This window comes from Streptomyces olivochromogenes (assembly GCF_021538895.1).
In the GTDB taxonomy this organism is placed as follows: Bacteria; Actinomycetota; Actinomycetes; order Streptomycetales; family Streptomycetaceae; genus Streptomyces; species Streptomyces olivochromogenes_A.
The window spans coordinates 16,366-29,445 of the sequence record NZ_JADDRL010000115.1 but is presented as its reverse complement, the minus strand read 5'-3'; the positions used below and the strand labels follow the sequence as shown (position 1 = coordinate 29,445).

2 protein-coding genes are annotated in these 13,080 nt (G+C 75.1%); both read left to right on the top strand.

Annotated elements, in window-relative coordinates; translation table 11 throughout:
- The coding region (locus IPZ69_RS37745; protein WP_235459225.1) for a beta-ketoacyl reductase at positions 1–1,252 on the top strand (1,252 nt) is incomplete at its 5' end.
- A gap of 59 nt (positions 1,253–1,311) precedes the next feature.
- A complete protein-coding gene (locus tag IPZ69_RS37740) occupies positions 1,312–12,990 on the top strand; it encodes a type I polyketide synthase (protein WP_235459224.1) in 11,679 nt (3,892 codons plus the stop codon).
- The last annotated feature ends 90 nt before the right edge of the window (positions 12,991–13,080 follow it).

Sequence of the window (13,080 nt, the reverse complement as noted above, 5' to 3'; positions counted from 1 at the left end):
CCACGCCCCCGGCGCCACCGAACTCACTGCTGAGCTCACGGAGTTGGGGGCCCAGGTCGAGATCGTCGCCTGTGACGTGACCGACCGCTCCGCCCTCGCCGAGCTCCTCGCCGCGCACCCCGACCTCACCGCCGTCATCCACACGGCAGGCGTGGTGCGGGACGGGACGATCGGTTCGCTCACGCCGGAGGCGATCGACGCGCTGCGGGCGCCGAAGGCGGACGCGGCCCGTCATCTGCACGAGCTGACGGCCGAACTCGACCTCGACGTCCAAGCGTTCGTCCTCTATTCCTCCGCCGCCGGTGTGCTGGGCGGCGCGGGACAGGGCGCGTACGCCGCGGCGAACGCGGCCCTGGACGCCCTCGCCGCCGAGCGGCGCGCGCAGGGGCTGCCCGGCACGTCCCTCGCGTGGGGACTGTGGGCACCGGAGGCCGGCGGCATGGGGGCCGGGATCGAGCAGGCCGACATCGAGCGCATGGCACGCTCCGGCGTACGGCCGCTCGCGGTGTCCGAGGGGCTCGCGCTGCTGGACGCCGCGGTCGCCACGGACCACGCCCTGCTGGTTCCCACCGGTCTCGACCTGCCCACGCTCGCTCGCACCGCCGGTGCGCAAGTTCCGCCGCTGTTCGCCCAGTTGGTGCGGCCGGTCGCCGTGCGCCGGTCCGCCGCCGGCGCCGGTGCCCCGGGCGGGCAGGAACTCGCGCGGCGGCTGGCGGGGCTCGCGGGCCCCGACCGGCAGCGCCTGGTGCTCGACGTGGTCAACCGGCATGTCGCCGCCGTCCTCGGTGCGGTCGGCGGGCCCGGCGGCGGCAACGGGGCGCCGGAGATCACCCCGGACAAGCCCTTCAAGGAGCTCGGGTTCGACTCGCTCACCGCGGTCGAGCTCCGCAACGGGCTCGGCGCGGAAGCGGGCGTCCGCCTCCCGGCGACGCTCGTCTTCGACTACCCGACCCCGGCCGAACTCGCCGGGTTCCTGCTCCGGCAGCTGGTCCCCGAGGACCCGGCCGAGGGCGGCGACGCGGCGTACGAGGAGACAGTACGGGCGAGCCTGCGGGCGATCCCGTTGGCCCGGCTCCGGGACGCGGGCCTCCTGGACGCGCTGCTCGAACTCGCGGGCCACCGGCCCGCGACCACCGGTTCGCCCCTGACGGCGGACGACCCGGCCGGCGAAGCCGGCGCAATCGTCGACGACATCGACGACATGGATGCCGAGAGCCTCATCTCGATGGCGCTCGAAGGATCGGACTTCTGATGACGCGGCTGACGACGCGCGACGCGGATTGGGTGAGGTAAGAGGTGTCTGGACAGAAGGTGTCTGCACAGAACGAGAAGATCGTCGAGGCTCTCCGGGCGTCTCTGAAGGAGACCGAGCGGCTGCGTGAGCAGAACCGAAGGCTGACCGCCTCGGCCCACGAGCCGATCGCCGTCGTCGGCATGGCCTGCCGCTACCCCGGCGGCGTCAACTCGCCGGACGAGCTGTGGCAGTTGCTCGCCTCGGGCGGCGACGCCATCAGCCGCTTCCCCGAGGACCGCGGCTGGGACACGGACGGCCTCTACGACCCCGACCCGGACGCGGCTGGCCGGACCTACTCGGTCGAGGGCGGATTCCTCTCCCAGGCGGCCGAGTTCGACCCGGGGTTCTTCGGGATCAGCCCGCGCGAGGCGCTGGCCATGGACCCGCAGCACAGGCTGCTGCTCGAGACGTCGTGGGAGGCGTTCGAGCGGGCCGGTATCGACCCGGCCACCGTGCGCGGCAGCGCCACCGGCGTCTTCGCCGGCGTCATGTACAGCGACTACAGCGAGGTCCTGGAGCGCGCGACCGACGACCTGGAGGGCTTCCTCGGTGTCGGCGGCAGCATCGCCTCCGGCCGCGTCTCCTACGCCTTCGGGCTCGAAGGCCCCGCCGTCACCGTCGACACGGCGTGCTCGTCGTCGCTCGTCGCCGTCCACCTGGCCGCCCAGGCGCTGCGCGGCGGCGAGTGCTCGCTGGCCCTCGCCGGCGGTGTCACCGTGATGGCGACGCCGGACACCTTCGTCGACTTCAGCCGCCAGCGGGGCCTGGCCCCCGACGGCCGGTGCAAGCCGTTCGCCGAGGCCGCCGACGGCACCGGCTGGGGCGAGGGCGTCGGCATGCTCGTCCTCGAAAAGCTCTCCGACGCCCGCCGCAACGGGCACCGCGTCCTCGCCGTGGTGCGCGGTTCGGCCATCAACCAGGACGGCGCCAGCAACGGCCTCACCGCCCCCAACGGCCCCTCCCAGCAGCGCGTCATCCGCCAGGCACTCGCCGCCGCCCGGCTCTCGCCCGACCAGGTCGACGTGGTCGAGGCGCACGGCACCGGCACCCGCCTCGGCGACCCCATCGAGGCCCAGGCCCTGCTCGCGGCCTACGGGCAGGACCGCGAGGAGCCCCTGTGGCTGGGCTCGATCAAGTCCAACCTCGGCCACACGCAGGCCGCCGCGGGCGTCGCCGGGATCATCAAGATGATCCTCGCCCTGCGCAACGAGCAGCTGCCCCGCACCCTGCACGTCGACGCCCCCTCGTCCCACGTCGACTGGACCGAGGGCGCCGTCGAGCTGCTGACCGAGGCCCGGCCGTGGTCGGCGGGGGAGCGCACCCGGCGCGCCGGTGTCTCCTCCTTCGGCATCAGCGGCACCAACGCCCACGTCATCATCGAGGAAGCGCCCGCGGAGAACCCCGCCGACCCGGCGGCACCCACCCGTGAGCTGCCGGTCGTGCCCTGGATCGTCTCCGGCAGGACCGCCGACGCCGTCCGCGCCCAGGCGGCCCGCCTCCTCGACTTCGCCACCGCACACCCGGAACTGGACCCCGCCGACATCGGCCGGGCCCTCGCCACCGGCCGCTCGGCACTCCCGTACCGTGCGAGCGCCGTCGCCGCCGACCGCGAGGGCCTGCTGACCGGCCTTGCGGCCATCACCCACCAGGACACCCCGTCGGCGAAGGCCGGACCGGCCGCCTTCCTCTTCACCGGGCAGGGGAGCCAGCGCGCGGGGATGGGCCGGGAGCTGTACGAGGCCTTCCCCGTCTTCGCCGCCGCGCTGGACGAGGTGTGCGCGGCTCTGGACCCGCACCTTGAACGGCCCCTGAAGGACGTCATGTTCGGCGGGGAAGGGCTGGACGAGACGGGCTACACCCAGCCCGCCCTCTTCGCCTTCGAAGCCGCCCTGTTCCGGCTGCTGGAGGCCTGGGGCGTACGCCCCGAGGTGCTGGCCGGACACTCCATCGGTGAGCTGGCCGCCGCGCATGTCGCTGGCCTGTGGTCGCTCGAAGACGCGGCGCTGATCGTGTCGGCGCGCGGCCGGCTGATGCAGCAGCTGCCCGCCGACGGCGCCATGGCCGCCATCCAGGCGACCGAGGACGAAGTCCTGCCCGTCCTTCCCGAAGGCACGGGTATCGCCGCCGTCAACGGCCCGACCTCCGTGGTCGTCTCCGGACCGGTGGACGGCGTCGAGCAGGTCGTGACGCACTTCTCCGAGACGGGCCGCAAGACCAAGCGGCTCACGGTCAGCCACGCTTTCCACTCTCCGCTGATGGAGCCGATGCTCGCCGAGTTCGAGCAGATCGCCGCCCAACTCACCTACAACGAGACCGCGATACCGATCGTCTCCACCCTCACCGGCGAGCAGGTGTCGTACGACGACCTCTCGAACCCCTCCTACTGGGTGCGGCACGTCCGTCAGGCCGTCCGCTTCGCCGACGCCGTCGCCACCCTCGACGGGCAGGGCATCGGTACGTTCCTGGAGCTGGGCCCCGACGCGGTACTGACCGCCATGGTCGCCGACCCCCGCGCCATCCCCACCCTGCGCCGCGACCGCACCGAACCCCAGGCCCTCGTCGAAGCCCTCACCCGGCTGCACTGCGCCGGGGGCGAGGTGAGTTGGCAGGCCTTCTACGCCGACACCGCCGGGCGCCCGGTCGAGCTGCCGACCTACGCCTTCCAGCACGAGACCTACTGGCCGAACACCGCTCCGTACGCGGCCTCCGACGCCGCCGGACTCGGACTGACCGCCGCGGGCCACCGCATCCTCGCCGGTGCGATGGAACTGCCGGACGCCGAGGGCGTGTTGTTCACCGGTCGGCTGTCGCTCGCCACCCACCCGTGGCTGGCCGAGCACGCCGTGAACGGCACGATCATCGTGCCCGGTGCCGCGCTGGTCGAGATCGCGGTCCGCGCCGGTGACCAGGTCGGTGCGAGGACCGTCCGCGACCTGACGCTGCACGCCCCGCTCGTGCTGGACGAGCGCGGCGGTGTCGCCCTGCGCGTCCGGGTCGGCGAGGGCGAGGAGCCCGCCGTCACCGTCCACTCCCGCCCGGAGGGTGAGGAGTCCTGGACCCTGCACGCCGAAGGCGTCCTGTCGGCGGACACCGTCGAGCCCGCCGCCGACCTCGCCGCCTGGCCCCCGGCCGGCGCCGAACCGGTCGACACCGGCGCCCTCTACGACGACCTCGCCGCCATCGGTCTGCAGTACGGTCCGCTCTTCCAGGGACTCACGACCGCCTGGCGCTCCGCCGACGGGGCCGTCTACGCCGAGGTCGCCCTGCCCGAGGGCACCGACACCCAGGGCTACGGCATCCACCCGGCCCTCCTCGACGCCTCCCTGCACGCCATCGGCCTGCTGGACGGCGACACCGAGGGTGCCCAACTGCCGTTCTCCTGGACGGACTTCGCACTTCACGCGGCCGATGCCTCGGCGCTGCGGGTGCGGGTCACCGCTGAAGGGACGGGCTACCGGCTCGACCTCGCCGACCCGTCCGGCGCCCCCGTCGCCACCGTCGGCGCGCTGGCCCTGCGCGCGCTGCCCGCCCCGGCGGCCGGCGGGCGCGGGCACGACTCCCTCTACCGTCTCGACTGGCAGACGATCGCCCAGGCCGCCGCGGACGAGCGGTCGGCCCCCGTACCGTGCCGTGTCATCGGGCCCGACCCGCTCGGGATCGTCGACCTGGTCGTGGAGGCCGGCGGGCGGCACGTGAACGAGGTCGCCGAGTCCGGTGAGGCCGACGAGGCCCAGCTGGTCTTCGCCACGTTCGTCACCGCCGGGTTGGCGCCGCGCGACGCCGTGCACCGCGCCCTGGAGGTCGTACAGGAGTGGCTGGAGGGCGCGCAGCCCGAGGGCGCCCGGCTGGTGCTGGTCACCTCGGGGGCGGTGGCCGCCGCGGCCGGCGACCGGGTGCCCGACCCCGCGGCCGCCGCCGTGGTCGGTCTGGCCCGGTCCGCCCAGTCCGAGCACCCGGGGCGCATCGTCCTGGTCGACCTGGACACCTCCGCCGAGTCGGCCGACGCCCTGCTGCCGGCCCTGACCGGCATCGACGAGCCCCAGTTTGCGCTGCGCGCCGGGCAGTTGCTCGCCCCGCGGCTCGTCCGGAGCGTGGGCGCCGAGCTGAGCGTCCCGGAGGGCGACGCGCCCTGGCGGCTGGACTTCACTGCGAACGGCACGCTCGACAGCCTCTACGTCGCCGACTTCCCCGAGGCCGCCGCACCGCTCGCCGAGGGGCAGATCCGGGTCGCGATCCGGGCCGCCGGTGTGAACTTCCGTGACGTCATGAACGTCCTCGGGATGTACCCGGGGGACGCCGGGCGGCTCGGTCTGGAAGCGGCCGGTGTCGTGGTGGAGGTCGGACCCGGTGCGGAACGGTTCGCCGTGGGGGACCGGGTCATGGGCCTGTTCTCCGGGGCGTTCGGACCGCTCGCCGTGGTCGATCACCGGCTGGTGTCCGCGATGCCGTCCACGTGGACGTTCGCCGAGGCCGCCGCCGCGCCCGTCGTCTATCTGACGGCCTACTACGCCCTCGTCGACCTGGCCGGTCTCGGCGCCGGCGAGTCCGTGCTCATCCACGCCGCCGCCGGCGGTGTCGGCACGGCGGCCGTGCAGCTCGCCCGGCACCTGGGCGCCGAGGTGTACGGCACGGCCAGCCCCGCCAAGTGGGGTGCCGTGCGTGCCCTCGGTGTCGAAGAGGACCGCATCGCCAACTCCCGCACACTGGAGTTCGAGCAGCACTTCCTGGAGGCCACCGGCGAGCGCGGCATGGATGTCGTACTCGACTCGCTGGCACGGGAGTTCGTGGACGCGTCGCTGCGACTGCTGCCGCGCGGCGGCCGGTTCGTCGAGATGGGCAAGACCGACATCCGGGACGCGGACACCGTCGCCGCCGAGCACCCGGGGGTCGTGTACCGGGCCTTCGACGTCATGGACGCGGGCCCGGACCGCATCCAGGAGATGTACGGCGCGCTGCTCGCGCTCTTCGAGAGCGGGGCGCTGCGGCCGCTGCCCGTCACCGCCTGGGACGTGCGCGAGGCCCCGGAGGCGCTGCGCGTCATGGGGCAGGCCCGGCACACCGGCAAGCTGGTGCTGACCGTGCCCGCGTCCCTGAACCCCGAGGGCACCGTCCTGGTCACCGGCGCGACCGGCGCGCTCGGCGGGCTGCTCGCCCGGCACCTGGTCACCGAGTACGGCGTACGGCGGCTGCTGCTGGCCAGCAGGCGCGGCGCCCAGGCGCCGGGGGCGGATGAACTCGCCGATGGCATACGTGAGTTGGGTGCCCTCGTCGACTTCGTCGCCTGTGACGCCGCCGACCGGGACGCGGTCGCCGCGGCCCTCGACGGCGTACCGGACGAGCACCCGCTGACCGCCGTCGTGCATGTCGCGGGCCTCCTCGACGACGGTGTCGTCGGCTCGCTCACCCCCGAGCGGCTCGACAAGGTGCTCGCCCCGAAGGCGGACGCCGCCCGGCATCTGCACGAGCTGACCCGGCTCGCCGACCTCTCCGCGTTCGTACTGTTCTCCTCGGCCGCCGGCACCTTCGGCAACCCGGGGCAGGCCAACTACGCCGCCGCCAACGCCTACTTGGACTCCCTCGCCGCCCACCGCCGCGCCCACGGCCTGCCCGGCCTCTCGCTCGGCTGGGGACTGTGGGCCGCCGAGGGCGGCGGCATGGCCGAGTCGCTGGACGAGGCCGAGCGCGCCCGGATGGCCCGCTCCGGCTCCGCCGCCTTCACCGGCGAGGAGGGCCTCGCCCTGTACGACACGGCGCTCGCCCTGCCGCACGCCGCGCTCGTACCCATCCACCTCGACCTGCCCGCGTCCGCCGCGCCCGAGGAGGTGCCCGCGCTGCTGCGGGCCCTGGTGCGCACCCCGGCGCGGCGCACCGCCCGCGGCGCCGAGAAGGCCGCCGGCGGCGGGGAACTGGCCACGCGGCTCGCCGGGCTCGGCGCCGACGAACAGCACGCGCTGCTGCTCGACGTCGTCCGTACGCACGCCGCCGCCGTCCTCGGCCACAGCGGACCCGAGGCCGTCGACGTCACCCAGGCCTTCAAGGACCTGGGCTTCGACTCGCTCACCGGCGTCGAGTTCCGCAACCGTCTCGCCGGCGCCTGCGGGCTGCGGCTGCCCGCCACGCTGGTCTTCGACTACCCGGCACCCGAGGCGCTCGCCGGATACCTGCGCGAGGAACTCGTCGGCTCCCTGCCCGCCGAGACCGCCGCGTCCGGCCCGGCGATCGGCACCGACGAGCCCATCGCCGTCGTCTCCATGGCCTGCCGCTTCCCCGGCGGAGTCCGCTCGCCCGAGGACCTGTGGCGGCTGCTCGCGACCCGCGGCGACGCCATGGGCGCCATGCCCGACGACCGCGGCTGGGACATCGACGCCGTCGTCGACCCGACCGGCGAGCGCCCCGGCACCAGCTACACCGACCAGGGCGGATTCCTGCCCGACGCGCCCCTGTTCGACGCCCCCTTCTTCGGCATCAGCCCCCGCGAGGCCCTCGCCATGGACCCGCAGCAGCGGCTCCTGCTGGAGACCTCCTGGGAGGCCCTGGAGCGCGGCGGCTTCGACCCGCACACCCTGCGCGGCAGCAGCACCGGCGTCTTCGCCGGGCTCATCTACCACGACTACGGCAACGGCGCCGGATACACCCACCTCCCCGACGGCGTCGAGGGCTTCCTCGGCACCGGCACCTCGGGCGGCGTGGCCTCCGGCCGTATCTCCTACGTCCTCGGGCTCGAAGGCCCGGCCGTCACCGTCGACACCGCCTGCTCCTCGTCGCTGGTCGCCCTGCACATGGCCGTCCAGGCGCTGCAGCGCGGCGAGTGCGACCTGGCGCTCGCCGGCGGTGTCACCGTGATGGCGACGCCGGACACCTTCGTGGACTTCAGCCGGCAGCGCGGGCTCGCCGGCGACGGCCGCTGCAAGGCCTTCGCCGAGTCCGCCGACGGCACCGGCTGGGCCGAGGGCGTCGGCATGGTCCTCGTCGAGCGGCTCTCCGACGCCCAGCGCAACGGCCACGACATCCTCGCCGTCGTCCGCGCCAGCGCCCTCAACCAGGACGGCGCCAGCAACGGCCTCACCGCCCCCAACGGGCCCTCCCAGCAGCGCGTCATCCGGCAGGCCCTGGCCACCGCGGGCCTCGCGCCCGCCGAAGTCGACGCCGTCGAGGCGCACGGCACCGGCACCCGCCTCGGCGACCCGATCGAGGCGCAGGCCCTGCTCGCCACCTACGGCCAGGACCGCCAGGAGCCGCTGTGGCTGGGCTCCGTGAAGTCCAACCTCGGACACACCCAGGCCGCGGCCGGCATCGCCGGTGTCATCAAGATGGTCGAGGCCCTCGGCCACGAGGAGCTCCCCGCCACCCTGCACGTCGACGAGCCCAGCTCGCACATCGACTGGGAGGCCGGCGCCGTACGGCTGCTGACCGAGGCCCGGCCCTGGCCGCGCCGGGAAGCGGCACCGCGCCGGGCCGGCGTCTCCGCGTTCGGCTTCAGCGGCACCAACGCCCACGTGATCCTGGAGGAGGCGCCCGCACCCGCCGCCGTACCCGAGCGGGCGGAGCACGCCGACGGGCCCGTACCGTGGCTGCTCACCGCCCGCACCCCCGAGGCGCTGCGCGCCCAGGCCCGCCGACTGGGCGAGCAGCTCGCCGGGCGGGAACTGGCCCCGGCCGACCTGGCCCGCATCGGTCACTCCCTCGCGACCACCCGCACGCCCTTCGAGTACCGCGCGTTCCTCGTCGGCGAGGACGGCACCGAGCTGCTCCAGGGACTGTCCGACCTCGCCGAGGGCACCCCGGCCGCCGGGGTCGAGGAGGGCCTCGCCGGGCCCGTCGGCAAGACCGTGTTCGTCTTCCCCGGCCAGGGCTCCCAATGGGTCGGCATGGCACGGGAGTTGATGGACACCTCGGAGGTGTTCCGGGCGCGCGTCGAGGAGTGCGCGGCGGCGGTGGACGCCTTCACCGACTGGTCGCTGCTCGACGTGCTGCGCGGAGCCGACGGCGCCGCCTCACTGGAGCGCGTCGACGTCGTCCAGCCCGCCCTGTGGGCCGTGATGGTGTCGCTGGCCGCGCTGTGGGAGTCCCTCGGCGTCGTCCCGTCGGCCGTCGTCGGGCACTCCCAGGGCGAGATCGCCGCGGCCTGCGTCGCCGGCGCGCTCAGCGTCGAGGACGCGGCCCGCGTCGTCACCCTGCGCAGCCGCGCCCTGATCCGGCTCGCCGGCACCGGCGGCATGGTGTCCGTGCCGCTGCCCGCCGCCCGCGTCGAGGAACTCCTCGCACAGTGGCCGGGGCAGATCTCCGTGGCCGCCGTCAACGGGCCCGCGTCCACCGTCGTCTCCGGCGACCCGGACGCCCTCGACGCCCTGCTGGAGCGCTGCGAGAGCGACGGCGTACGCGCCCGCCGCATCCCCGTCGACTACGCCTCCCACTCCGCCCACGTCGAGTCCCTGCGCGAGGAACTGGAAGAACTCCTCGCCCCCGTACGCCCCCGCGCCGGACGCGTCCCCCTGCACTCCACGCTGGAGGACCGGCTCATCGACGGTCACGAGATGGACGCCGGCTACTGGCACCGCAATCTGCGCCACACCGTCCGCTTCGAACCCGCCGTACGCTCCCTCGCCGACACCGGCCACACCGTGTTCGTCGAGTGCAGCCCGCACCCCGTGCTGACCGTCGGCCTCACCGACACCCTCGCCGACGCGGGCGCCGACAACGCCGTGGTCACCGGCACCCTGCGCCGCGACGACGGCGGGAGTGCCCGGGTCCTCGCCTCCCTCGGCCGGCTCGTCGCGCACGGCGTACGCCCCGACTGGGACGCCGTGTTCGCGGGCCGCGCCACCGGGCGGGTGCCGCTGCCGACGTACCCCTTCCAGGGCGAGCGCTACTGGCTGGAGCCCACCGTCGCCGCCACCGACCCCGGTGCCGTCGGCCAGAGCGACGCCGGACACCCGCTGCTCGGCGCGGCCGTCACTCTGCCCGGCGACGGCGGCCTGGTGCTCACCGGGCGGCTCTCGCTGACCGCGCAGCCCTGGCTCGCCGACCACGCCGTCGGCTCCACCGTCGTCGTACCCGGCACCGCGCTCCTGGAGATGGCGGTTCGCGCCGGGGACGAGGCCGGACACCCGCACCTCGCCGACCTCACCCTCGAAGCGCCGCTCGTCCTGCCCGAGCGCGCCGAGATCCAGCTGCGCGTCGTGGTCTCGGCGTCCGGCGCGGGCGACGGCCGTACCGTCGCCGTGCACTCGCGGCCCGCCGACGCACTGCCCGACGACCCGTGGACCCGGCACGCCACCGGCCTGCTCACCCAGGCGCCCGCGCAGGCCGGGGAGCACCTCGCCCCCTGGCCGCCGGAGGCCGCCGAGAGCGTCGACACCTCACGCCTGTACGCCGAGCTCGGCGCCCTCGGCCTCGACTACGGCCCCGCCTTCCGCGGCCTGCGCTCCGCCTGGCGCGCCGACGACGCCCTGTACGCCGAGGTCGCCCTGCCCCTCGAAACCGCCGCGCAGGCACCGCAGTTCGGCCTGCACCCGGCCCTGCTCGACTCGGCCCTGCACGCCATCGCGCTCGGCGGCTTCCTGGACGCGGGCGACGGCGGCCCCTGGCTGCCGTTCAACTGGTCCGGCGTCACCCTGCACAGCGCCGGCGCCTCCGCGCTGCGCGTACGGATCGCGGCGGCGGGAGAGGGCGCGGTGTCCGTCACCGTCACCGACACCGCCGGCGCCCCCGTCGCCACCGTCGAGACGCTCGGGCTGCGGCAGCTGCCGGCCGACGCGCTGGCCCGCCTCTCCCAGGCGAGCGGCAGCCCGTTCCGCGACACCCTCTTCCGCGTCGAGTGGACGGCCCTGCCCGCCCCCGAGACCGGCGAAATCCCGGACGACTGGGCCGTGTTCGGCGACGACCCGCTCTTCCCCGGCCTGCCGGAGATCTTCAGCACCGAGGAACTCGACGGCGGCATCACCACCGTCCTGGCCCCCGTGCACTGGCAGAGCACCGTCGACGACGCCGTGATGCAGACCCTCGGCGACCTCCAGGTGTGGCTGTCCGACCCGCGCACCGACACCGCGCGCCTGGTCGTCGTCACCCGCGGCGCCGTCTCCGCGGCAGCCGGCGAGGACATCGCCGACCTCGCGCAGGCCGCCGTGCACGGCCTGGTCCGCACCGCGCAGTCCGAGAGCCCCGACCGGATCGTCCTCGCCGACATCGGCACCGAGGTTCCCTCCCGAGCCCTGCTCGCGGCGGCCCTCGCCACCGGCGAACCCGAGTTCGCCCTCCGCGACGGCGAGATCCGCGTCCCGCGCCTGACCCGCACCGAGCCCGCCGAACAGGGCGAGCCGCACACCTGGGCCCCCGACGGCACCGTCCTGATCACCGGCGGCACCGGCGGCCTCGGCGCCCTCGTCGCCCGCCACCTGGTCACCGAGCACGGCGTACGCAGCCTGGTCCTCACCAGCAGGCGCGGCCCCGACGCCCCCGGCTTCACCGAACTCGCCGAGGAACTGGCCGAGTCGGGCGCAACCGTCGTCGCCGAGGCCTGCGACATCGCCGACCGCGACGCCCTCGCCGCCCTCGCCGCCCTCCTCGACCGGCACGCCCCGCGCGCCCTCGTCCACGCCGCCGGAGTCCTCGACGACGCCACCCTCGGCCGCCTCACCCCGGAGAAGCTCGAAGCCGTCCTCGCGCCCAAGGCCGTCGCGGCACAGCACCTGCACGAGCTCACCGCCGACCGCGACCTGGACGCCTTCGTCCTGTTCTCCTCCTCGGCGGGCGTCTTCGGCAACGCCGGCCAGGCCAACTACGCCGCCGCCAACGCCTACCTGGACGGCCTCGCCGCCCACCGGCGCGCCGCCGGCCTGCCCGCCACCGCACTGTCCTGGGGCCTGTGGGCCGAGCCCAGCGGCATGACCGGCCACCTCGACGCCGCCGACCTCGGCCGCCTCGCCCGCTCCGGCATCCGCCCGCTCGACCCCGCACAGGGTCTCGCCCTCCTGGACGCCGCGCTCGGCGCGTACGGCCACGACCACCCGCACCTCGTGCCGATCGGCCTCAACACGGCCTCGCTGCGCGGCGCGACCGACGGCGCGCCGGTGCCGCACCTGTACCGCGGACTCGTCCGCACCCAGGCCCGGCCCACCGCACACGCCGTCGCCACCGCCACCACCGCGGCGGAGGGCGCGGGCGGACCGGGCGAGGCACTGCGCGCCCGCCTCGCCGGCCTGCCCGCCGACGGCTGGGAGACGGCGCTGCTCGACCTCGTCCAGTCGTACGCGGCGGCCGTGCTCGGCTTCGCCGGGCCGTCGGCGGTCGGCGCCACCCGCTCCTTCAAGGAACTCGGCTTCGACTCGCTGACCGCCGTCGAGTTCCGCAACCGGCTCACCGCCGCCACCGGCATCCGGCTCTCCGCCACCGCCGTCTTCGACCACCCGACACCGCTCGCCCTGGCCCGCCTGCTCCACGCCGAACTGGCACCCGAGCAGACCGACCCGGCCGAAGGCGTCCTGGCCGAACTCGACCGGCTGGAGAGCCACCTGCCGGACGCCTCGCTCGACGACGAGGCGCACCGGGCGGTCACCGCCCGTCTGGAGGACCTGCTCGCCCGCTTCAAGAGCCTGCGGACGGCGCACTCCGACGGCACGGACGACGTGGGCGCACGTCTGCAGGACGCCTCGTCCGACGAGGTGCTGGCCTTCATCACGGACGAACTCGGCATCTGACATCCGGCGGCCGATCGGCGGACGTCCGACACGGCGTCCGCCGACCGGCGGACGTCCAGGCGGACGTCCGCCGCTGTCGCCGTCGTACGA